Annotated in this window: 28 protein-coding genes; 6 read left to right on the plus strand and 22 right to left on the minus strand. The window is 31.7% G+C overall.

Annotated features, from left to right (window positions below; all coding sequences use genetic code 11):
- From rplN to rpsL, 15 genes are all read right to left on the minus strand, one after another.
- Complete coding sequence (gene rplN, locus LXD69_RS00935; protein ID WP_007803649.1) at positions 1-369, minus strand: 50S ribosomal protein L14; 369 nt, start codon at positions 367-369, stop codon at positions 1-3.
- 2 nt (positions 370-371) lie between these two features.
- Complete coding sequence (gene rpsQ, locus LXD69_RS00940; protein ID WP_045968420.1) at positions 372-629, minus strand: 30S ribosomal protein S17; 258 nt, start codon at positions 627-629, stop codon at positions 372-374.
- A 17-nt stretch (positions 630-646) separates the two neighbouring features.
- Complete coding sequence (gene rpmC, locus LXD69_RS00945) at positions 647-838, minus strand: 50S ribosomal protein L29 (RefSeq protein ID WP_045968423.1); 192 nt, start codon at positions 836-838, stop codon at positions 647-649.
- 12 nt (positions 839-850) lie between these two features.
- Entirely contained in the window at positions 851-1,270 is a 420-nt protein-coding gene (rplP, locus tag LXD69_RS00950) for a 50S ribosomal protein L16 (protein WP_045968424.1), read from the minus strand.
- 19 nt (positions 1,271-1,289) lie between these two features.
- Entirely contained in the window at positions 1,290-2,012 is a 723-nt protein-coding gene (gene rpsC, locus LXD69_RS00955; RefSeq protein ID WP_045968426.1) for a 30S ribosomal protein S3, read from the minus strand.
- A gap of 8 nt (positions 2,013-2,020) precedes the next feature.
- Positions 2,021-2,431 (minus strand): 50S ribosomal protein L22, encoded by a 411-nt coding sequence (gene rplV, locus LXD69_RS00960; RefSeq protein ID WP_045968428.1) that lies wholly within the window; start codon positions 2,429-2,431, stop codon positions 2,021-2,023.
- 9 nt (positions 2,432-2,440) lie between these two features.
- Complete coding sequence (gene rpsS / locus LXD69_RS00965; RefSeq protein ID WP_045968430.1) at positions 2,441-2,719, minus strand: 30S ribosomal protein S19; 279 nt, start codon at positions 2,717-2,719, stop codon at positions 2,441-2,443.
- A 10-nt stretch (positions 2,720-2,729) separates the two neighbouring features.
- Complete coding sequence (gene rplB, locus LXD69_RS00970; protein WP_045968432.1) at positions 2,730-3,554, minus strand: 50S ribosomal protein L2; 825 nt, start codon at positions 3,552-3,554, stop codon at positions 2,730-2,732.
- A gap of 6 nt (positions 3,555-3,560) precedes the next feature.
- Positions 3,561-3,851, minus strand: a complete 291-nt coding sequence (rplW, locus tag LXD69_RS00975) for a 50S ribosomal protein L23 (RefSeq protein WP_045968434.1) — start codon at positions 3,849-3,851, stop codon at positions 3,561-3,563.
- Between the two features lie 7 nt (positions 3,852-3,858).
- Positions 3,859-4,488, minus strand: coding sequence for a 50S ribosomal protein L4 (gene rplD, locus LXD69_RS00980; protein ID WP_045968436.1), 630 nt, complete (start codon positions 4,486-4,488; stop codon positions 3,859-3,861).
- Positions 4,488-5,105: a 50S ribosomal protein L3 gene (gene rplC / locus LXD69_RS00985; RefSeq protein WP_246916740.1), complete on the minus strand. Its 618-nt coding sequence runs from the start codon at positions 5,103-5,105 to the stop codon at positions 4,488-4,490. Before rplC ends, rplD begins: the two co-directional genes overlap by 1 nt.
- A gap of 233 nt (positions 5,106-5,338) precedes the next feature.
- The gene (gene rpsJ / locus LXD69_RS00990) at positions 5,339-5,644 is read right to left on the minus strand and encodes a 30S ribosomal protein S10 (protein ID WP_045968439.1); all 306 of its coding nucleotides are present in this window, start codon (positions 5,642-5,644) and stop codon (positions 5,339-5,341) included.
- 10 nt (positions 5,645-5,654) lie between these two features.
- Positions 5,655-7,811: an elongation factor G gene (gene fusA / locus LXD69_RS00995; protein ID WP_045968441.1), complete on the minus strand. Its 2,157-nt coding sequence runs from the start codon at positions 7,809-7,811 to the stop codon at positions 5,655-5,657.
- 17 nt (positions 7,812-7,828) lie between these two features.
- The gene (gene rpsG / locus LXD69_RS01000; protein WP_045968443.1) at positions 7,829-8,305 is read right to left on the minus strand and encodes a 30S ribosomal protein S7; all 477 of its coding nucleotides are present in this window, start codon (positions 8,303-8,305) and stop codon (positions 7,829-7,831) included.
- A 25-nt stretch (positions 8,306-8,330) separates the two neighbouring features.
- Positions 8,331-8,738: a 30S ribosomal protein S12 gene (gene rpsL / locus LXD69_RS01005; protein ID WP_045968445.1), complete on the minus strand. Its 408-nt coding sequence runs from the start codon at positions 8,736-8,738 to the stop codon at positions 8,331-8,333.
- A gap of 248 nt (positions 8,739-8,986) precedes the next feature.
- Here rpsL and LXD69_RS01010 point away from each other — a divergent pair, with 248 nt between their 5' ends.
- The 4 genes from LXD69_RS01010 to rlmB all read left to right on the plus strand — a co-directional run bounded on the left by LXD69_RS01010 (position 8,987) and on the right by rlmB (position 16,428).
- Complete coding sequence (locus LXD69_RS01010) at positions 8,987-10,636, plus strand: BamA/TamA family outer membrane protein (RefSeq protein ID WP_246916742.1); 1,650 nt, start codon at positions 8,987-8,989, stop codon at positions 10,634-10,636.
- A 96-nt stretch (positions 10,637-10,732) separates the two neighbouring features.
- Positions 10,733-13,942, plus strand: a complete 3,210-nt coding sequence (locus tag LXD69_RS01015; protein WP_246916745.1) for a SusC/RagA family TonB-linked outer membrane protein — start codon at positions 10,733-10,735, stop codon at positions 13,940-13,942.
- 11 nt (positions 13,943-13,953) lie between these two features.
- Positions 13,954-15,618, plus strand: coding sequence for a SusD/RagB family nutrient-binding outer membrane lipoprotein (locus LXD69_RS01020; RefSeq protein WP_246916748.1), 1,665 nt, complete (start codon positions 13,954-13,956; stop codon positions 15,616-15,618).
- 69 nt (positions 15,619-15,687) lie between these two features.
- Positions 15,688-16,428: a 23S rRNA (guanosine(2251)-2'-O)-methyltransferase RlmB gene (gene rlmB, locus LXD69_RS01025; protein ID WP_246916751.1), complete on the plus strand. Its 741-nt coding sequence runs from the start codon at positions 15,688-15,690 to the stop codon at positions 16,426-16,428.
- Between the two features lie 4 nt (positions 16,429-16,432).
- Here rlmB and LXD69_RS01030 read toward each other — a convergent pair whose 3' ends face one another.
- The gene (locus LXD69_RS01030) at positions 16,433-17,191 is read right to left on the minus strand and encodes a rhomboid family intramembrane serine protease (protein ID WP_246916754.1); all 759 of its coding nucleotides are present in this window, start codon (positions 17,189-17,191) and stop codon (positions 16,433-16,435) included.
- A 148-nt stretch (positions 17,192-17,339) separates the two neighbouring features.
- On the opposite strand from LXD69_RS01030, the gene LXD69_RS01035 reads away from it, so the two are divergent.
- On the plus strand, positions 17,340-18,617 hold the full coding sequence (locus LXD69_RS01035) for a replication-associated recombination protein A (RefSeq protein ID WP_045968454.1): 1,278 nt from the start codon (positions 17,340-17,342) through the stop codon (positions 18,615-18,617).
- 24 nt (positions 18,618-18,641) lie between these two features.
- On the opposite strand, the gene LXD69_RS01040 is transcribed toward LXD69_RS01035, so the two are convergent.
- The 6 genes from LXD69_RS01040 to LXD69_RS01065 all read right to left on the minus strand — a co-directional run bounded on the left by LXD69_RS01040 (position 18,642) and on the right by LXD69_RS01065 (position 23,129).
- Entirely contained in the window at positions 18,642-19,403 is a 762-nt protein-coding gene (locus LXD69_RS01040) for a hypothetical protein (protein WP_246916757.1), read from the minus strand.
- Between the two features lies 1 nt (position 19,404).
- The gene (locus LXD69_RS01045) at positions 19,405-20,094 is read right to left on the minus strand and encodes a YjjG family noncanonical pyrimidine nucleotidase (RefSeq protein WP_045968458.1); all 690 of its coding nucleotides are present in this window, start codon (positions 20,092-20,094) and stop codon (positions 19,405-19,407) included.
- Between the two features lie 141 nt (positions 20,095-20,235).
- A complete protein-coding gene (locus LXD69_RS01050) occupies positions 20,236-20,721 on the minus strand; it encodes a hypothetical protein (RefSeq protein ID WP_045968460.1) in 486 nt (161 codons plus the stop codon).
- The gene (locus LXD69_RS01055; protein WP_045968462.1) at positions 20,714-21,982 is read right to left on the minus strand and encodes an ABC transporter permease; all 1,269 of its coding nucleotides are present in this window, start codon (positions 21,980-21,982) and stop codon (positions 20,714-20,716) included. The genes LXD69_RS01050 and LXD69_RS01055 overlap by 8 nt, the downstream gene beginning before the upstream one ends.
- Before the next feature lies 1 nt (position 21,983).
- Complete coding sequence (locus LXD69_RS01060; RefSeq protein ID WP_246916758.1) at positions 21,984-22,613, minus strand: ABC transporter ATP-binding protein; 630 nt, start codon at positions 22,611-22,613, stop codon at positions 21,984-21,986.
- A gap of 168 nt (positions 22,614-22,781) precedes the next feature.
- Positions 22,782-23,129: a MerC domain-containing protein gene (locus tag LXD69_RS01065; RefSeq protein ID WP_045969265.1), complete on the minus strand. Its 348-nt coding sequence runs from the start codon at positions 23,127-23,129 to the stop codon at positions 22,782-22,784.
- A 51-nt stretch (positions 23,130-23,180) separates the two neighbouring features.
- Here LXD69_RS01065 and LXD69_RS01070 point away from each other — a divergent pair, with 51 nt between their 5' ends.
- Positions 23,181-23,585, plus strand: coding sequence for a Fur family transcriptional regulator (locus tag LXD69_RS01070; RefSeq protein WP_246916761.1), 405 nt, complete (start codon positions 23,181-23,183; stop codon positions 23,583-23,585).
- Positions 23,586-23,588: the final 3 nt, after the last annotated feature.

Below are 23,588 nucleotides of genomic sequence, written 5' to 3' on the forward strand. Positions count from 1 at the left end.
TTAAAGCACCTCTGGTGCTAATGATACAATTTTCATGAATTGTTTTTCACGAAGTTCTCTGGCAACCGGACCAAAAACACGAGTACCTCTCATTTCACCTGCAGCGTTTAACAATACACATGCGTTATCGTCAAAACGGATGTAAGATCCATCAGCTCTTCTCACTTCTTTTTTAGTACGTACAACAACTGCAGTTGAAACAGCACCCTTTTTCACGTTTCCGTTTGGCGTTGCATCTTTAATAGAAACTACAATTTTATCTCCAACAGAGGCATAACGACGTTTCGTTCCTCCTAAAACACGGATAGTTAAAACTTCTTTAGCTCCCGTGTTATCTGCTACTTTTAATCTTGATTCTTGTTGTACCATAATTATTTCGCTCTTTCAATGATTTCAACTAATCTCCAACATTTAGATTTACTTAAAGGTCTTGTTTCCATGATCTTTACAGTATCTCCAATATTACAGTCGTTTGTTTCGTCGTGTGCAACATATTTTTTAGTTTTCAACACGAACTTACCGTATAAAGGGTGTTTTACTCTTCTTGTTTCAGAAACAACAATAGATTTCTCCATTTTATTGCTAGTAACAACACCAACTCTTTCTTTTCTTAAATTTCTTTTTTCCATCTTTCAGCAGAATACAATTATTGTAACTCTCTTTTAGTTATCTCTGTTGCAACTCTAGCAACAGCTCTTCTAATAGTTCTTATTTGAAGAGGGTTCTCAATTGGAGAAATAGTATGAGCTGTTTTTAAGTCAGCATACGTTCTCTTTAACTCACTAAGTTTTTCTTGTAACTCAGCTGCAGATAGATTTTTTATTTCTGATTGTTTCATAATATTTTTTGATTATGCTTCGAAATCTCTAGCAACAACAAACTTAGTTTTAACTGGAAGTTTTTGTGCAGCAAGACGTAAAGCTTCTTTTGCAACAGAAAGAGGCACTCCTCCAACTTCAAACATGATTCTTCCAGGTTTCACAACTGCAGCCCAATACTCAACTGCACCTTTACCTTTACCCATACGTACTTCAAGTGGTTTCTTTGTAATAGGCTTATCTGGAAATATTTTAATCCATAACTGTCCTTCTCTTTTCATAAAACGAGTAGCAGCAATACGAGCTGCCTCAATTTGACGAGAAGTAATGAAAGTTGAATCTAAAGATTTAATTCCAAACATTCCATTAGAAAGTTCGTGACCTCTTTGAGATACACCTTTCATTTTACCCTTTTGTACCTTACGGTATTTTGTTCTTTTAGGCTGTAACATTTTTCTTTAATTTAAAAAATTACTTTCTTTTGCGTGCATTTGGTTTACCTTTTCCAGATGATCCTGAAGATTTGGATTTTTGTTTATCCATACCTACTAACGGAGAAAGATCTCTCTTACCGTAAACCTCACCTTTCATTATCCATACTTTGATTCCCATTCTACCATAAGTAGTATGAGCTTCAGCTAATGCATAATCGATGTCAGCTCTGAAAGTTGATAATGGAATTCTTCCATCTTTAAAACCTTCTGAACGTGCCATTTCAGCACCATTCAAACGACCTGAAATTAAAACTTTAATTCCTTCAGCATTCATTCTCATTGCAGCAGCAATCGCCATTTTAATAGCTCTTCTATAAGAGATTCTACTTTCAATCTGACGAGCAATACTGTTTGCTACAAGATACGCATCTAATTCAGGTCTCTTGATTTCAAAAATATTGATTTGAATTTCCTTATCAGTAATTTTCTTAAGTTCTTCTTTCAACTTATCTACCTCTTGCCCACCTTTTCCGATAATAATACCAGGTCTAGCAGTAGTGATAGTAACGGTTACAAGTTTTAAAGTTCTCTCGATTATTACTTTTGATACACTCGCTTTTGATAAACGCGCATGGATATATTTTCTGATTTTAAAATCTTCAGCGATTTTATCACCATAATCATTTCCTCCATACCAGTTTGAGTCCCATCCTCTGATGATACCAAGTCTATTTCCAATTGGATTTGTCTTTTGTCCCATACTGTTTATTAATTGCTTTGTGTGTTATTATTTGATCCTAACACGATTGTAACGTGATTAGAACGCTTTCTAATTCTATGTGCACGACCTTGAGGAGCTGGACGAAGTCTTTTTAACATCGCACCACCATCAACTCTAATCTCTTTTACAAATAAGCCTGCTTCTTCTAAACTAGCATCTGCATTTTTCTGTTGATAATTATTTATCGCAGATAATAACAGTTTTTCTAATTTTCTAGAAGCTTCTTTACTATTAAATCTTAATATATTAAGAGCTAATTCTACCTTCTGACCTCTAACTAAATCTGCTACAATGCGCATTTTTCTAGGTGAAGTAGGGCAGTTATTTAACTTAGCAAACGCAACTTGTGTTTTTGCTTCTTTAATCTGCTCTGCTCTTTCTCTTTTACGAACTCCCATAGCTTCTTATTATTTTTTACCTTTATTTTTTGCACCAGCATGACCTCTAAAAGATCTAGTTGGCGAAAATTCTCCTAATTTATGACCTACCATGTTTTCAGTAACGTAAACAGGTACAAATTGACGACCATTATGCACTGCAATAGTTTGCCCAACAAAATCTGGAGTAATCATTGAAGCTCTTGACCAAGTTTTGATAACAGCTTTATTATCTTTCTCTATATTTTCTTGAACTTTTTTCTCTAATTTATAGTGAACATAAGGTCCTTTTTTTAATGAACGTGCCATGTCTATCTAATTATTTCTTTCTACGTTCTACAATATACTTATTACTCGGGTTAACCTTAGAACGAGTTCTATAACCTTTAGCAGGTAAACCTTTTCTCGAACGTGGATGACCTCCTGACGAACGTCCTTCACCACCACCCATTGGATGATCAACAGGGTTCATTGCTACTGGTCTTGTTCTAGGTCTTCTACCTAACCATCTAGATCTACCAGCTTTACCTGACACAACTAATTGATGATCAGAATTTGATACTGCACCAATTGTTGCCGAACAAGTTAACAAGATTAATCTTGTTTCTCCAGAAGGCATTTTAATTGTTGCGTACTTACCATCTCTTGCCATTAACTGAGCAAAAGTTCCTGCAGAACGAGCAATAACAGCTCCTTGACCTGGTCTTAATTCGATACATGAAATCACAGTACCTAGAGGAATTTTACTTAAAGGCAATGCATTTCCAATCTCTGGAGAAGCATCAGCACCAGAAACTACAGTTTGCCCAACTTCTAAACCATTTTGAGCGATGATGTAAGTTTTAGCTCCATCTGCATACGCTAATAATGAAATAAAAGCTGAACGATTTGGATCATATTCAATAGTTTTAACTACAGCTGGAACACCAACTTTAGTTCTTTTAAAGTCTATTATACGATATTTTTGTTTGTGACCACCACCAACATAACGCATGGTCATCTTTCCTTGACTATTTCTACCTCCAGAGTTTTTTTTCGGTGCGATCAATGAACGCTCCGGCTTATCAGTTGTAATAGTGTCAAAGCTATTAACAACTCTAAAACGCTGACCTGGGGTAATAGGTTTTAATTTTCTAACTGACATTTTCTATTAGATATTATTATAAAAATCTATTGTTTCTCCTTCTTGTACTTGAACAACCGCTTTCTTATATGCGTTTGTTTTTCCACTGATCAAACCACTTTTAGTGTATTTTACACTTCTATCCGCTCTATAATTCATAGTATTAACAGCAACAACATTCACACCATACACAGCTTCAACTGCATTTTTGATTTGAATTTTATTTGCTTTTTTATCAACTACAAAACCAAAACGGTTAAAAAGCTCACCATCTTTAGTTATTTTTTCAGTTATAATTGGCTTAATAATGATACTCATAACCTTATTATTTACTTAAATTATCTTCAATTCCAGCTAAAGCACCTTCCAAAACAACTAAACTATTTGCATTTAAAACTGCATAAGTACTTAATTCTGAAGAAGTTACAACCTTAGAGGTTTTTAAATTACGTGACGACAAATATACATTTTTATTTATATCTCCCAACACAAATAAAGATTTTTTATTATCTAATCCTAAAGCTTTCAACACATTAATGAAATTTTTAGTATTTGGAGTTTCAAATGTAAAGTCTTCTAAAACAATCAAACTAGACTCTTTTGCTTTTAATGATAAAGCAGATTTTCTAGCTAATCTTTTCAAGTTTTTATTCAATTTAAATGAATAACTTCTTGGTCTAGGTCCAAAAACAGTACCTCCTCCTTTAAATAAAGGATTCTTAGCACTACCTGCACGAGCAGTTCCTGTTCCTTTTTGTTTCTTAATCTTACGCGTACTTCCAGCAACTTCTGCTCTCTCTTTAGCTTTATGAGTACCTTGCCTTTGATTTGCTAAATACTGCTTAACATCAAGATAAACCGCGTGATTATTTGGTTCGATTGCGAATACTGAATCAGAAAGTTGTACTTTTCTTCCAGTATCTTTTCCGTTAAAATCTAATACTTTTACTTCCATTACTTCTGAATGATTACATAAGAGTTTTTATGCCCTGGCACACATCCTTTAACAACTAAAAGATTTTTGTCAGCAACAACTTTTAAAACTTTAAGATTTTGAATTGTAACATTCTCTCCTCCCGTTCTTCCAGCCATACGCATTCCTTTGAATACTCTAGAAGGATAAGACGATGCACCTACAGAACCCGGCGCTCTTAAACGGTTATGTTGACCATGAGTTGCTTGACCAACACCACCAAATCCGTGACGTTTAACAACCCCTTGAAAACCTTTACCTTTAGACACTCCTTGAACATCTACAAATTCTCCTTCAGTAAATAAATCCACTGTAAGAACTTCACCTAATTTGTGTTCTTCTTCAAAATACTTGAACTCAACAACTCTCTTCTTAGCTACTGTTCCAGCTTTCTTGAAGTGACCTTCTTCTGCTTTAACTGTATGCTTTTCAGTTTTGTCATCGAAACCAAGTTGAAGAGCACTATACCCGTCAACCTCATCGGTTCTGACTTGGGTAACTACACATGGACCAGCTTCAATTACAGTACAAGGAATATTCTTCCCGTTCTCATCAAAGATGCTAGTCATGCCAATTTTTCTTCCGATTAACCCAGACATATAAAACTAATTAATTAATTAAACTCATTTTTTTTACATATAACAACATATATGCACAATCCTCATTTTGAGGGTGCAAATATATAATTATTTTTTAATTCTCGCAAAAATAATTAGTTATGTTTATTTTTAACAAAAAACATAACCTTTTTAATTGAGAGATATTAAAAAAACCGTTGCAATTTTAAATTACAAACGGTTTTTAATATTTATACTGCTAAGCAGTTAAGAAATTATACTTTAATCTCTACTTCAACTCCACTTGGCAATTCCAATTTCATCAAAGCATCAATAGTCTTTGAAGAAGAACTATAGATATCTAACAATCTCTTATACGAACTTAATTCGAATTGTTCTCTTGATTTTTTATTTACGTGAGGAGAACGTAAAACAGTAAAGATTTTTTTATTTGTAGGTAATGGGATAGGCCCAGTAACTACAGCACCTGTACTTTTTACAGTCTTAACGATTTTTTCAGCAGATTTATCTACTAAATTATGATCGTATGATTTTAGTTTTATTCTAATTTTTTGACTCATTTTCTTAAAATTAAGCGTTACCTTTAGCTTTCTTAATAACTTCTTCTGAAATATTAGAAGGAGTTTCAGCATAATGTGAAAATTCCATTGTTGAAGTTGCTCTACCTGAAGATAAAGTTCTTAAAGTAGTAACATATCCAAACATTTCAGATAATGGCACATCAGCTTTAATTGTTTTTGCACCATTTCTATCACCCATGTCATTAACTTGACCTCTACGACGGTTCAAATCTCCAACAATATCACCCATGTTTTCTTCAGGAGTAATAACTTCAATTTTCATGATAGGCTCAAGAATAACAGCTCCAGCAGCTTTCGCCACTTCTTTATACCCTAATTTAGCAGCTAATTCAAAAGATAATGCATCAGAATCCACAGGGTGGAAAGATCCGTCCGTTAAAGTAACTTTTAAACTATCCACAGCATAACCAGCTAATGGTCCAGTCTTCATTGCCTCACGGAAACCTTTCTCAACAGCCGGAATATACTCCTTAGGAACATTTCCTCCTTTTACAGCATTAACAAACTGTAATCCCATTGGAACTTTACCATCCACTTCTTCAGCAGGCTCTAATGTAAATACAATATCTCCAAATTTACCACGACCTCCTGATTGCTTTTTATAAACCTCTCTATGATTAGCCAATCTTGTAAATGCTTCTTTATATTCAACTTGAGGCTCACCTTGATTCACTTCAACCTTAAATTCACGTTTCATACGATCAACTAAGATATCCAAGTGTAGCTCACCCATACCTGAAATAATGGTTTGACCAGAAGCTTCATCTGTTCTAACTGTAAATGTTGGATCTTCTTCAGCTAATTTAGCTAAAGCCATACCCATTTTATCCACGTCAGCTTTTGTTTTAGGCTCAATCGCAATACCGATTACTGGATCAGGGAATTTCATTGACTCAAGAATAATTGGATGTTTTTCATCACACATTGTATCTCCAGTCTTGATATCTTTAAATCCTACAGCAGCTCCAATATCTCCAGCCTCAATATATTCGATTGGATTTTGCTTGTTAGCATGCATTTGATAAATACGCGAAATTCTTTCCTTATTCCCTGAACGTGTGTTCAAAATATAAGAACCAGCATCCAAACGACCCGAATAAGCACGGAAGAAAGCTAAACGACCAACATAAGGATCGGTAGCAATTTTAAATGCAAGAGCAGCAAATGGCTCTTTCGGATCAGGACGACGTAAAATTTTCTTTTGATCTTCTTCTAATAAATCTTGATCATCAGGATGAATACCTTCAATACCTTCTTTATCCATCGGAGAAGGCAAATATTTACACACAGCATCTAACATAAATTGTACTCCTTTATTTTTAAAAGAAGAACCTGCAATCATAGGAATGATAGCCATATCGATAGTAGCAGCACGCAATGCTTTGTTAATTTCATCCTCTGTAATAGAGTTTTCATCCTCCATATACTTATCTAAAAGATTTTCATCATAAGTAGCAATCTCTTCGATAAGAATTGAACGATAATGCTTCACATCATCAACCATATCAGCAGGAATATCAATAATATCAAAAGTAGCCCCTTGTGTTTCATCATGCCATACAATAGCTTGATTTTTCACTAAGTCAACAACTCCTCTAAAATCATTTTCCTCTCCAATTGGCAATGTAATCGCAACCGCATTTGATTTCAACATATCTTTAACTTGATCACAAACAGCTAAAAAGTTAGACCCTTGACGGTCCATCTTATTAACAAACCCCATACGAGGTACTCTATATTGATCAGCAAGTCTCCAGTTAGTTTCAGATTGAGGCTCAACACCATCAACAGCACTAAATAAGAAAACCAAACCATCTAATACACGTAAAGAACGATTTACCTCTACAGTAAAGTCAACGTGTCCAGGAGTATCAATAATATTAAAGTGATATGCTTGTGATTCAGGTAAAACCTTACCTTGTTCAGTTGGAAAATTCCACTCACAAGTTGTCGCAGCAGAAGTAATAGTAATACCTCTTTCTTGTTCTTGTGCCATCCAGTCCATTGTTGCAGCACCATCGTGTACTTCACCAATTTTATGTGATTTTCCAGTGTAAAATAGGATACGCTCTGTTGTTGTTGTTTTACCAGCATCAATATGAGCTGCAATTCCAATATTTCTAGTATATTTTAAATCTCTAGCCATTTCTAATATTTTATGAATTAAAATCTAAAGTGAGAGAAAGCTTTATTAGCTTCTGCCATTTTATGAGTATCCATTCTTTTCTTAACCGCAGCACCTTCTTCTTTAGCCGCAGCTAAAATTTCAGAAGCCAACTTATTAGCCATCGATTTTTCATTTCTTCTTCTCGCATAAAGAATCATCCATTTCATAGAATATGAAATTTTTCTATCTGGACGAATTTGCATTGGAATTTGAAATGTAGCTCCACCCACTCTACGTGAACGCACTTCTACGTGAGGCATAACATTTGTTAATGCATCTTTCCAAATTTCTAACGCAGTCTTTTCTGCATCTTGCTTTTTAGCCTCTACGATATCTAATGCATCATAAAAAACTTTAAAAGCTGTTGATTTTTTACCATCCCACATTAAGTTATTCACAAAACGCGTTACTAACTGATCGTTAAATTTTGGATCTGGTAAAAGGGGTCTTTTTTTGGCCGCTCTTTTTCTCATGTCTTTTCTTTAAAAGATTTTTAAATTACTTTTTCTTTCCAGTTGTTGCTGCAGCTTGTCCTGGTTTTGGACGTTTTGCTCCATACTTAGATCTACGTTGTGTTCTACCTGCAACACCTGCAGTATCTAATGCTCCACGAACGATGTGGTAACGCACACCTGGTAAATCTTTTACTCTTCCACCTCTAACTAATACTATCGAGTGCTCTTGTAGATTGTGTCCTTCTCCAGGAATGTAAGCATTTACCTCATTACCATTTGTTAAACGAACACGAGCAACTTTACGCATTGCCGAGTTTGGTTTTTTTGGTGTTGTGGTATAAACACGCGTACAAACCCCTCTTCTTTGAGGACAAGAATCTAAAGCAGCCGATTTACTCTTCTTAGTTATTTTGGCTCTTCCAGTTCTTACTAATTGTTGAATTGTTGGCATAATTGTTTATAATTATTACTAATAAATTTAACTCCCTAACACTTTTTAGGGGCTGCAAATGTAGTCATTATTTATTACAAAACAAATCTAATTTATTTATTTTCAACATTATCAACACATAGCAACCTTCCACTAGAACACTAATCTATTATTCTAAAACTACAACACTCCTCTAAAAAACATAAAAATCAACATCTACATGTGCTTAGAATGAAATTTATTTTATTTTTTTACGTTATTTTACAACAATGAAAAAACTTTATATTTTACTCTTTTTTATCAATACTCATTTATCTAATGGGCAAAATTTTAATTTAAAAATCGAAGGAAGTACAAAAAACGAGACAAAAACAATAGACAGCATAAATTACTTAAAAAAACACAAAGATATTTCTTCTATAATCAGCACAATTAAAGAATTCGACTCAACACTTACTAAATTTGGGTATTTTGAATACTTTTTAGTAAAGCAAACAAAAATAAATGACAGTACATTTTTATTCAATTACAATATTGGAGAAAAAACTTCTTTCATTAATATATATATAGGAGAAAACAAAACTTTACTTAATCTCAAAAAAGACACCATATCAATTCCTATTCAAGAGACTCAATCTTGGATACAACACAACCTAAACACACTAGAACAAAAAGGATTTTCCTTAGCCAAAATACAGTTAACAAACCAAAACATAATTAACAACCACCTAACCTCTGATTTAATAATAAAATTAAACTCTAAAAGAACATTTGACGAACTTATCATATTAGGATACAATAATTTCCCTAAAAATATCAAAACCAATTTTAATAAAAAATTAAAAAACAAAACTTTTAATCAAGATTTAGTATCTACCATCTATAAAGATTTAAACCAATTTAACTTTGTCAATCAAAAAAAATATCCTGAAATATTATTCACGAAAGACAGTACAAAAATTTTCACTTATTTAGAAAAATCAAAACCAAATAAATTTGATGGATTTGTTGGCTTCTCAAATGACAAAGAAAACAATCTAACTTTCAATGGCTACCTTGACCTCTCCTTACACAATATCTTGAATTCAGCAGAAAAATTCAACTTATATTGGAAAAATGACGGAAACAACCAAACATCCTTTTTTCTTAACACAGAAATACCTTATCTATTCAAAACATCTTTCGGAATAAAAGCAAATTTAAAAATATTTAAACAGGATAGTTTATTTCAAAATACACAATCAAAACTCGATTTGGGATACTATTTTACATTAAATAAAAAAATACACCTAGGCATCCAAAACACCACTTCGGTAGATATTCAAAACATAAATACTAATTCATTATCCAATTACAAAAGCAAATTCTACACATTAACCTTTGAATACTCAAAAAAAAATAAAGAAAACTTTTTTTACCCAGAAAAAACTTTTTTTTCACTCAATACTGGAATAGGAAATAGAAAAACAAACATTAAAAAAGAAAAACAATTTTTCATTCAACTAGAAGCAAGTCATATCATAAATTTAAATCAAAAAAACACAATTTTTATAAAAAACCAATCTTTTTATCTTGACAGTAGTCAATTTGTAATAAATGAATTATATCGTTTTGGAGGGATTAATTCAATCAGAGGATTCAGAGAAAATTCATTACAAGCAAATACATTCATGAGTATAATTTCCGAATACCGATACTTACTTTCACCTACAATACACATACATTCAATCTTAGACTACGGATATATTCAAGATAAAACATCAAAACTAGAAAATCAATTACTAGGAATAGGAATAGGCTTTGAAATATTAACAAAAAATGGATTATTCCATTTAATTTATTCAAATGGGTCAACAAAAAACCAAGCTATCAAACTTTCAAATTCAATTATTCAAATTAGTTTTAAAACAAACTTTTAATAAATTTTATGTGAAATGTTAAAAAAACATTAAAATTTATTAGGATTACAATATTTTTTTTTTGAATTTTGAAACAACTAATTCAAATAAACAAATATGAAATCTAAGTTTAACGGATTACTAACACTCTTAGTAATAATGTTAGGGCAATTTATTTTCGCCCAAGTAACAACTGTTTCCGGAACAGTTACAGATCAAAACGGACAACCCTTACCAAGTGTTTCAATCTTAGAAAAAGGAAGCACAAATGGTACTGAGTCTGATTTTGATGGAAATTTTAGAATTAGCGTAAAACAAGGAACCACCTTGATTTTTAGCTATATCAGTATGAAAACACAAGAAGTTGTTGTTAATTCAACAACATTAAATGTTAAAATGCTTGAAGACGTAACAACTCTAGAAGGAGTTGTTGTAACAGCTCTTGGAATAAGTCGAGAAAAAAAATCTTTAGGATACGCAACTCAAGAAGTAAAAGGAGATGATATTTCTGACACACCTGTAACAAACTTTGCAGATGCTTTATCTGGAGAAGTAGCTGGTTTAGATATTCAATCATCTGGAACTATGGGAGGATCAACTAATATTGTTGTTAGAGGATATAACTCTATTAGTGGTAATAATCAAGCTTTAATAATAATTGACGGAACTCCAATCATAAATAACACTAACAATAGTGCAGACCAAAGAACAGGACGAGGAGGTTATGATTACGGTAATGCAGCCATGGATATAAATCCAGATGACATTGAATCTTTAAATGTCTTAAAAGGAGCTGCCGCAACAGCACTATATGGATCAAGAGCCAGTAATGGTGCTATTATTATTACAACAAAAAAAGGCAAGAAAGGTAAAGGAATTGGAGTTTCTTTCACAAGTTCTGTAACAGCTGGAACAGTGGACATGGAAACATTACCTAAATATCAAAACAGATATGGAGCTGGTTATGATGGAGACAATACATTAAATAGTACAATAGATATAAATGGGGATGGTACAAATGACTTATCAGTCCCATTTGACTTAGATGCATCTTACGGGACTGCTTTCGATCCAAACTTAAATGTTTACCAATGGAATTCAATATATCCAGAATTACCTGGATACTTACAGGCTACTCCATGGGTTGCAGCTAAAAACACTCCAAATTCTATATTCAAAACTGGAATTACTTATACAAATTCTGTTTCATTTGGTAAAAACACTGATACAGGTAGTTTTAGATTAGGGTTTACAAATAAAACACAAGAAGGTGTAATGCCTAACAGTGAAATAAAAAGAAATAATTTATCATTTTCAGCCTCACAAAATTTCACTGATAAATTAAAGGGATCTGTAGATTTTTCATACATAAACACTAGCGGAAGAGGTAGAAATGGAACTGGTTATAGCGGTGGTAATCTTATGCAAGCTTTTCGTCAGTGGTGGCAAACTAATGTTGATATAAGCGAACAAAGAAATGCATTCTTTAGTACTGGACAAAACATTACTTGGAATCCTGTTTCTAATACAAATAGAATACCACAATACACAGACAATCCATACTGGACTTTATACAAAAACTATCAAAATGATAGCAGAGATAGATACATAGGTAACTTTACTCTAACTCAAGAAGTAACAAGTTGGTTTAATATATTAGGTAGATTCAGCTATGATACATATTCTGAACTTAGAGAGGAGAGAAAAGATGTAGGTTCAAACGGTGTATCTGACTATACTTCATCACAAAGAAAAACATCCGAATTCAACTATGATTTAATGGGAACATTAAACTATGATGTAAACAAAAACCTAACACTTGATGGATTAGTAGGTTTTAACTTAAGAGTAAATAAATTAAACTCAATTGAAGCAAGCACAAATGGAGGACTAGTTACGCCTGGCCTATTCACATTAGCAAACTCCGCAAACCCCTTAACTACTGACGACTACACTAAAGTTGACTACACTAAAAAAGTTGATGGTGTTTTTGCAAAAATAGGATTAGGTTACAAAGGAACGTATTACTTAGATGCAACAGCTAGAAGAGATAGGTCTTCTTCATTACCGTCAGACAACAATACATACTTTTACCCATCAGTTTCTGCAAGTTTAGTTTTCTCTAACTTGATTAAACAAGATTGGCTATCATTTGGTAAATTTAGAGCCAACTATGCAGAAGTAGGTAACGATACAGATCCATATCAAATATTCAACACTTATGAGATTACTCCTGGATTTGGTGGAGCTTCAAGTGCAACTAACCCTTCTTTTTTTAATAATCCAAATTTAAAAGCAGAAAAATCTAAAGATATTGAATTAGGTCTAGAAATTCAATTATTCAAAAACAGATTTGGATTTGATTTTTCATATTATCAAAGAAAAACTATTGACTTAATTACACCAATTGATGTATCAACTGCTACTGGTGGAACCAACGTTTGGTTAAACGGTGCAGACATGGAAAATAAAGGTCTTGAGGTAATGGTAAACGGTACACCAATTAAAACGGAAAACTTCTCATGGGATATTAAATTGAATTATGCTCAAAACAGAAGTGAAGTTACTAGACTAGCAGAAGACATTGAATTCATCCAACTAGCTTCAGTGCAAGGAGGAATTACACTTGGTGCTGCCTTAGGAGAACCGTTTGGAGTAATCAGAGGTAAAGATTATATTTATCACGAAAACGGACAACCAATTATCGGAACAGATGGATATTACTTAAAAACTTCATCTAACAATAATGTAATAGGAAACATTAACCCAGACTGGACTGGTGGAGTTAAAAATAATTTAAAATACAAAAACTTAAATCTGAGTTTCCTTATTGATATCCAAAAAGGTGGAGATGTTTTCTCTCTTGATACTTGGTACGGTTATTACTCTGGACTTTATGACTTCACAGCTGGTAACAATCATTTAGGCAATCCATTGCGAGACCCTGTTTCTGCAGGAGGTGGTGTAATTTTAGACGGAGTACAAGCTGATGGTTCTCAAAATACAGTTGTAGCTGATGCTTCTTTTGCAGACACAAGTCCTTGGGGAGTCGCAAATGATCCGCAAGCTGCACATGTATACGACGCATCATTTGTAAAACTGAGAGAAGTTACTATAGGATACACTTTTTCCGACAAATTAACACAAAGCCTCTCATTACAAAGACTTTCTCTTTCTATAATAGGAAGAAACCTATGGATTATTCATAAAAATACACCATACTCTGACCCTGAATCTGGATTAAGTTCTGGAAACATTCAAGGTTACCAGTCTGGAGCATACCCGTCTGTAAGAGAAATTGGAGCAAGTTTAAAATTAGAATTCTAATACAAAATACTATGAAAAAATATATAATTTTATTATCATCTGTACTAATTGTAAGTTGCACATCAGATGAAAAATACGAAGACTTAAATAGAGATCCTAATAAACCAACACAAGTTTCTGCGGAGTCATTATTTAACGCTTCTATTAAAAGTTTATTTGACCAAATGGAAAGTCCAAACATAAATACAAATGTATTTAGACTTTTCTCACAATACTGGACACAAACCACTTATAATGACGAATCTAATTATGATTTAAACAACAGAAGAGTTGCAGACAATCATTATTCTGAAATGTATCGTGATGTACTGTATGACTTGAAAGATGCAAAATCTAAGGTAAATACACCTAATAAAATAGCAATGATTTCTGTTTTAGAAGTATATACTTGGCAACAACTAGTAGATACTTATGGAAATATTCCTTACAGTGCTGCACTACAAGGCTCATTAGAACCTACTCCAGAATATGATGACGCAAAGACAATTTATGAAGACTTAATTGTAAGAATAAACACTGCCATAAATACTTTTTCAATATCAGGAGATGCTGGATTTACTAGTTCTGATCAAATTTACGGAGGAAATATTACACAGTGGTTAAAATTTGCGAATTCAGTAAAATTCAAACTAGCAATGCGTATAGCAGATGTACCATCTATGACCACTTTATCACAAACCAATGCTGAAGAAGCTGTAATTGCTGGTATATTTAGTTCAAATGCAGATAATGCAACATTAGCCTATGAATCAAATTCGACAAATGCTAACCCTGTATGGTCTGACCTAGTAGAGAGTGGAAGAAATGATTTTGTCGCTGCAAATACTATTGTTAATTATATGAATGACATCAAAGACCCTAGAAGAGTTAGTTATTTTGATGAAAATATTAAATATAGTTTAGGAGATATTTTAGCAATAACAAACCCAACACCTCCATCAACAACTACTACAATTGAATTTAGCTCAACATTAATTACTACTCCAGAAATTGGAGATAGAGTTTTTAGAATATTACCACCAGGAGCTGACGGTATTATTCCTGACCCTATTTTTTTAGGAAAAATTTCAAGCTTTACCACTAACACAATCAGCATCATCAATATAACAGCAGGAAATATAGTTGGAGATGATCTAGCTTTTTCAAGATTCCTTGGCGGAACGTATGGAGCAGTTAATAACTTCCCTGCTTTCTCACATATAGGAACTCAATTAAAAACTCAAACATTTAGAGGCGTACTTCTAGATTATGCTGAAATAGAATTTTTATTAGCTGAAGCTACTGAAAGAGGATATGCTGTTGGAGGAACTGCTGAATCACATTATAATGCAGGAATAACTGCATCAATGAATGATTGGGGAATTGCTACGGCAGACATTGCAACATACTTAGCTCAACCATCTGTGGCTTATACAACTGCAACTGGTACTTGGAGACAAAAAATTGGTTTTCAGTTTTGGCTAGCAATGTACAACAGAGGTTTTGAAGGATGGTCAGTTTACAGAAAATATGATGCTCCAATTATGAATATAGCTGCTGTTGCAAACATCCCTGTTCCTAAAAGATACACTTATCCTTTAAGAGAACAAACATTAAATTTAAGCAACTATAATGCTGCTGTTGCAGCAATAGGTGGTGATGAATTAGACACTCCTATTTTCTGGGATGTAAACTAAAATAACAGTAAAATTCCAAAAATAATTAAACCGCCTCATTTGAGGTGGTTTTTTTTATACATTTGCATCATGGAAAAAGAGAATCAAATTTTTGGAATAAGAGCAATAATCGAAGCCATCCAAGCAGGTAAAGAGATTGACAAAGTTTTTATACAAAAAGAAAGTCAGGGAGAATTAATGCAAGAATTAATGAAGGTAATGAAGAAGAAGAATATTAACTTCTCTTATGTTCCTGTTGAGAAACTTAACCGTTTAACATCAAAAAATCATCAAGGAGCTGTAGCTACAATTTCACCTGTATCATTTCATGATATTGAAACTTTAGTAACTAATATCCTTGAATCTGGAAAGACACCTCTTTTTCTTATTTTAGACCAATTATCTGATGCTCGAAATTTTGGAGCTATAATACGAACTGCCGAATGTACTGGTGTAGATGGTATTATTGTACAAAAACAAGGTTCTGCTCCTGTAAATGGAGATACTGTAAAAACTAGTGCTGGTGCTGTGTTCAATGTTCCTATTTGTAAAGTTGAGCATATTAAAGATGCTATCTATTTCTTACAAGCTAGTGGCATCCAAACTATTGCTGCTACTGAAAAAACAGATAATACCATTTATGATATTTCATTTACTGAACCTACTGCAATAATTATGGGTAGTGAAGATAGAGGAGTGAATCCTTCTGTATTAAAAATTGTAGATCACAAAGCAAAACTACCAATGTACGGAACTATTGAATCATTAAACGTATCTGTTGCTTGCGGTGCATTTTTATATGAAACAGTAAGACAACGATTAATAAAATAATCAACTACTTGTTTTTAATTCCAATAAAATCATAGATTACTTTTAGTGATGATGAAAAATATTCTCTTATTATTTCTTCTGGTTTTGGTTGTGGGCTAAAATTTCCTTTCTCATCAAAATTTTTTATGAATGGATCTGCCTCTGGATTAAAATCTGGTTTTTCCCATTCATAAATAACAGGTTTTGCAAATTGTGGGGTTTTCATAAGTAATGCCATAGCTAAACCTGTTATAAATCCGCTTAAATGACCTTCCCAAGAAATTCCTTTTTCTACATCTGGAAACATATACCAAACCATTCCTCCATATAAGAGAACAATTACAAAAGACAAAGACATCAATCTATAATATTTAGTAAAAATTCCTTTAAAAAATATAAAGCTAACTAAAGCATATATTAATCCGCTTGCTCCAATATGATAACTTGGTCTTCCTAACAACCACGTACCTAATCCAGAAAATAAAATTCCAAAAATCAAAACTAAAATAGATTGTTCTCTATAAAAAAAACGAAGTATTGCTAATAACACAATTAATGCTAAAGAATTATTAACTAAATGTTGTAAATTTCCATGAAGAAAAGCACTAAATAAAATCCCTTTTGCTCCAAATGATTCTCTCGGATAAATACCATAATGAGAAAGGCTAATATGGAAACGTGTTTCAAACCAAAACACAATCCATAAAAGCAGCACAAACAAGACAGGTAGCAATATAACTGAACGGGTAAATATAAATGGATTATCTAAATTCTCTTTTCTCATACGTTTTTATACTCAAAGATAACACCAAAAAAATAATTCTGATTTTTTGTCAGTTTAACCATTAAAAAACTAATTCTTTAAACTAGAAAATTATTAAAAAAACAGGTTAAAAATTGTTTCATTTTAATGCATTAGCTAATTTTACACAATGGAAGCACCATTAGCAGAAAGAATCCGTCCACAACATTTATCTGAATATATTAGCCAGCTACATTTAGTTGGAAATCAAGGATCGTTAACACACCAAATTGCAAAAGGAATAATTCCTAGTTTAATTCTTTGGGGTCCGCCAGGAACAGGAAAAACAACACTTGCGCAAATAATGGCACAAGAAAGCAAACGCCCTTTCTACCAATTAAGTGCTATACATTCTGGAGTTAAGGATATTCGAGAAGTCATTGAAAAAGCAAAACAAAGTGGAGGCTTATTTACTGCTAAAAATCCTATACTTTTTATTGATGAAATTCATCGTTTTAGCAAATCGCAACAAGATTCCTTATTAGCTGCTGTTGAAAAAGGATGGGTAACATTAATTGGAGCTACAACTGAAAACCCAAGTTTTGAAGTCATTCCCGCATTACTGTCGAGATGTCAGGTTTATGTATTAAACCCTTTTACAAAAGAAGATTTAGAGTCTCTCTTAAAAAGAGCTATTAAAACAGATGAAGTTTTAAAAACTAAAAACATTCAATTAAAAGAAACCGAAGCATTATTAAGACTTTCTGGTGGTGATGGAAGGAAATTATTAAACATTTTTGAACTTGTTATTAATGCTTCAAATGATGATGATATTGACATTACAAATGAAAGAGTTCTACATTTAGTTCAAAAAAACACTGTTTTATACGATAAAACGGGAGAACAGCATTATGACATTGTTTCTGCTTTTATAAAATCGATACGAGGAAGTGATCCAAATGGAGCGGTTTACTGGTTAGCTAGAATGATTGAAGGAGGTGAAGATGTGAAATTCATTGCAAGAAGAATGCTTATTTTAGCAAGTGAAGATATTGGCAATGCAAATCCTACTGCTTTAATAATGGCGAATAATACTTTTCAAGCTGTTACAACTATTGGTTATCCTGAGAGCAGAATTATTTTAAGTCAATGTGCTATTTATTTAGCAAGCTCTGCTAAGAGTAATGCAAGCTACATGGCAATTAATAAAGCGCAACAATTAGTAAAACAAACAGGCGATTTATCTATTCCTATACATTTAAGAAATGCTCCAACAAAACTAATGAAAGAATTAGGCTACGGAGAAGAGTATAAATACTCTCATGATTTCCCGAACAATTTCGCGGAACAAGAGTTTCTACCTAATGAAATTTCTCAAACTAAACTTTTTGAACCTGGCGATAATGCTCGTGAAAAAGAACTACGTCAATTTTTAAAGAATAGATGGAAAGATAAATATGGATATTAATTTTTTTTAAAAAATACCTCAAGCTTAAAAAGCTATATCTATTTTTTTAGAAACAAGCACTCCTTTTTCATAATAATCAAAGTACCAATCATTTATTTTTCTTATTAAAATACCTTGTATTCTATCTCTGTAAGCAAAAAAAACATTATCTACTGAAGTATTTCCTAAAACCATAATTTCTAGTCCTTTTGAGTTCAATAATTTATACCCACTAGCTGTTTCTATAGCGGTAAGTTTCTCATTAAATTCCTTCTTATCATTCTTTATAGTTTGATTATCTACTATTAAATCAGAATTATTATATTTTTCAGATTTAATTATATTTTTCGCTTCTTTAATCTCTTGTGTTTTATTCTGAGATTTAACATAAGTGTTTGCGAAATTTAGTTTACCTCTTAACGAGGTTAAAGCATTACGTAAAGCAATTGTATATGCTCTCTGAAAATCTTTATCTCTACTTGTTCCTATTACACTTTCAGCAATTATCTTATTAGCACAATCTTTTATATTAACATTTAAATTTGTTGTAAATAATTTATTGTTTTCTAGAACATCTGCATATAGCATTTCACATCTATCATTCAATAAATGATCTGGTATATCTGTATCATAAAAAACAATAAATCCTTCTGTTTCAAAGAATGATTTCGTTAAGCTATTTAAATTATATTTATCTGCTTCTTTAAAAAAAGAAAACTGACTAGGTACAATTACATATTTATATTTTTCTTGTGCTTGAAGAAAGAAAGAAAAAAACAATGCAATAATAAATATTACTTTTTTCATGTTATAAAAAACTTTTGAGTTCTAATAAATGATTAATTTGAAACACTTCTTTTTCGACACTTACTTTTTGCTCATTAAAAAAAATAGCATCTATTCCAAATTCTAAAGCACCTTCAATATCGGCTTCAAAGCTATCTCCTATCATAACGCTTTCTTCTTTACTTGCTTTTGCTGATGATAATGCAAAATCAAAAATATTTGGATGAGGCTTTTTAACTCCTGCCAGTTCAGAATTAGTTATAGTACTAAAGTAGTGTTTAATATTTGAATTTTTTAATTTTTTATCTTGAACTAAGTCAAATCCGTTTGTAATTATGTGTAAAATATAATTTGATTTTAAATATTCTAATACTTCTACTGTTCCTTCAAATAAATGATTACTATTTGGTAAATGATAAATGTATTCGTCTGAAATTTGATATACTAATTCGTCTGAAATTTCTACTTCTAAAACATCAAAAACATCTTTTAATCTTTTATAACGTAGCTCTTCTTGTGAAATTTTGTTTACTTGGTAAAGCTTCCAATAATATTGGTTTCTTGGTATGTAATGTTGTAAAAAATCATTTGTTGTAAAATTAAATTCATGCTTTTTAAAGATGATATCAAATGCTACTGCTGAATTTTTATCAAAATCCCAAAGTGTATGATCTAAATCAAAAAAGAGGTGTTTTTTATTTTTTAAAGTCATTTTTTATTCCTTTTGTTTGGTATTAGCCCTGATAATAGTGAAAATCCTATTATTTATGAGTTCTTATAGAACTCATAAATAATAGATTGAAACGAATAGCAGGAATTGCGATTAAAAAAAGCCCAAAAAATGGGCTTCAAATTATTTTCCTGAAGTGATTATGGCATTTTCTATATGATATATCCAATCTTCTACATCGTTATCATTATATCTAAATGTTCCCTTTAAGGTTACATATTGATCTGTTTTCAATTTTGGCAAATCTCCTTTAAATTTAATTCCCATTATTGTTTCTGGTCCTGATTTACCACAGAAAAAACATGCTGCAAAAACATTTTTACTGATGGCATAGTTTTTATTATCGATAGGAATAATAAATCCACTTATAATTATTGGCTTTCCTTGTAATGATTTTAATTTTGGATTAATTACTGGAAACATAACTTCTCCATATATTTTATCTGGTTTTTTTAAATAGTCAATTTTACTAAGTAAACTCCATGTTAAAGTATCTGTTAAAGTAGTATTTTTACTGTTCTTGAAAGTTGGTTTTACCTCTTTATTGTTAAAACTAAAAAGTGAAATTACAACTAATAAAGCGATTGAAGTTTTAATATAATTACGCATTGGCTAGTGTTTTTGAAATATTTAATTGATATGCTTTTATCGCTGGAATTAAGGCAGCAAAAAATCCGACTAACAAAGTTAATCCAAATAATATTCCTTCTTTTTTCCAAATAAATTCATACGGATTGAAACTAAATTTAAAATCTTGTTCTGCTGAATTTGAAATGAGCATTAATGCTATTCTTCCCAAAATCGTACCAAAAATAAATCCTACAATACAAAGTAAAATACTTTCAATCATTATTAGTTTTAAAAGTTGGAAACGTTTTGCCCCATTTACTCTTAAAAGTGCAAACTCATTTTTACGCTCTTTTAAGGTGTTGAATAAGGCAATAAAGATTGATATTCCTGAAATTAGCATAATTCCGTATGCTAAATATCGGAGTGCTTCAATTCCTATTCCAAATAATGAAAATAGTCTATTTACTTCTATTGCTGGTGATGCAACTTGCATTTTTGTGTTTTGTGCAATAATTCTTGGCCAAGTAACGATTCCCATTTTATTTCTAAACTGAAGTAAAACGGCTGTTATTTCCATTCCTGGCTCATTCAATGTCATATCATGATGATGTTCATGCTCATGTTGTAAGTGTTCATCTCCGTCTTCATGTATATGCCCTTCCTCTCCATGTACTGGTGATTCTTCATGTCCTCCATGCATTTGCCAAACACTTGGAATAGTACACAAAATTAAATTATCTACTACTTTCCCTGTAATTTCTGAAATTCCTACGACTTTATAAGCATAATGATCATGAACTTCTCCTTCTTCTGCATCTCCATGTGAACCAAAAAATTCATCTCCTATTTTTAAATTTAATTTTTGAGCAATTTCTCCTCCTATAACAACCTCAAAATTCTTTTCGTATATTCTTCCTTCTTTTATTTTTGCGTTGTATTTTTCTAAATAATCAGGAGTAGTTCCTAAAATTTTATACCCTCTATAATTGTCTCCAAAAGCTAAAGGTATTGCTTTTTTTACAAAAGGATGTTGCATCCAAACTTTTGCTGAATCATAGCTAATGTTTCCTGTTGGAGCATCAACTTGATAAACTGAAGAAAGGATTAATTGTAATGGACTTCCTTGTGCTCCAAGTACCAAATCTACTCCATCTATATTGTTAGTAAACTTTTCTTCAAATTGTTTTTCTAATAATACTAATACTGTAATGATGGCTACACTTGAAGTTAGTAAAATAATACTTAATATTGTATTTAATGGTTTAAACCAAATATTTCGCCATGCTAATTTTGTTATCATGCTACACTAACGTTATTCGGTTACTAAATTTTTCTTTAATTCTATTATCATGTGTTACAATAATAAGTGCTGCTTTATATTCTTTTGAAAGTGATGTTAATAAAGCAATCACTTTCTCTGCATTTTTATCATCTAAACTTGATGTTGGCTCATCTGCTAACAACACTTTAGGCTCATTCATTAAAGCACGAGCTATTGAAACTCTTTGTTGTTGACCTATACTTAATTGACTTGGCAATTTATCCGATTGTTTTGCAATATCTAGTTGCTCTAAAAGTCGTTTTGCTCTTTCCGTATTTTTCTTCCCTGTTGCTAACCAACTAGCCATTTCTAAGTTTTCTAGTACTGTTAACGCACTAATAAAATATGATTTTTGAAAAACCAATCCAATATTTTGACCTCGAAACGTGTCATTTTTTTTTTCTGACAAGGCTACTATATTGGTTTTATTTATTTCAATTTCACCAGTAGTTGGACGCAATAGACCTGCAAGTATATGTAGATAGGTTGTCTTTCCTTTTCCTGAGTCACCAGTTATTAAAATTGTATTTCCAGCATCGCAATGCAAATCTGGCATGTGAAACAACTGATCTTTGTTGTATGAAAATGTGATGTTATTAGTGTTTATCATTTTTGATACACTTTTATTTTAGGGTGTTGCAAGATAGCAAATTGAAAATTATTTTTTTCTTAATGTTTTCAGAAAATTTGGTCTTTGCGGGCAATGAAAACTCTTAATGACCAAACTATAACTAATCCCGCAAAAAACCAAATATAATATATTATTAAATCTTTTTCATTAATGTTTATGTTTTCTGAAATTTAATAAATGACCTATTATCATACCTATTCCTCCTAAATAGAGTATAAATGAATGATGATGAGTTACAATTGTTATAACAATGCTACTCAGAATTAAAAACATTGATACTAACAAAATTGCTTTTATATATCTTGGCGTATTTGTTTTTACTATTTTTACAACTGCATATAAACCGATAGAAGCAAATAATAAATCAATCCAATGATTATGACTTATACCAATAGGAATTATAGAAATTAATGGAAATACTAAGCAATGTACTAAACAAAGTGTAGCACTAGATATTCCTAAATAATCAAAAGATTTTGTAATTTGTTTTCTCATTTTATAATTTATTAAACGCAACATTGTTGCAAATATATAATAAAATTTAATATGGACGAGAAAAAAATTAAAAGAGAAAGAAGCTCTTCAACAAAACAAAAAATAATCGATTTATTGAAGAAAAAAAACGAAGCTTTAACTCATAAAAATTTTCAAGACTATTTTAATAGTCAAATTGATAGAGTAACTATTTACAGAGCTTTAGATCGATTAGTTGACGAAGGAAAATTACACAAAATCATAAGTCTTGAAGGTGTAATTCAATATGCTATTTGTAAATCATGTGACCATGAACATGATAAACATGCTCACAATCATATTCATTTTTCATGCAGAAAGTGTGAAAAAACAATTTGCTTAGACGATGTATCACCTAATATAATATTACCTAAAGGTTTTAAAGCTGAAGAAAATCAACTTCTAATTTCTGGTATTTGTTCAAATTGTAACAAATAATAA

This window comes from Flavobacterium sediminilitoris (assembly GCF_023008245.1).
GTDB classification, from domain to species: domain Bacteria; phylum Bacteroidota; class Bacteroidia; order Flavobacteriales; family Flavobacteriaceae; genus Flavobacterium; species Flavobacterium sediminilitoris.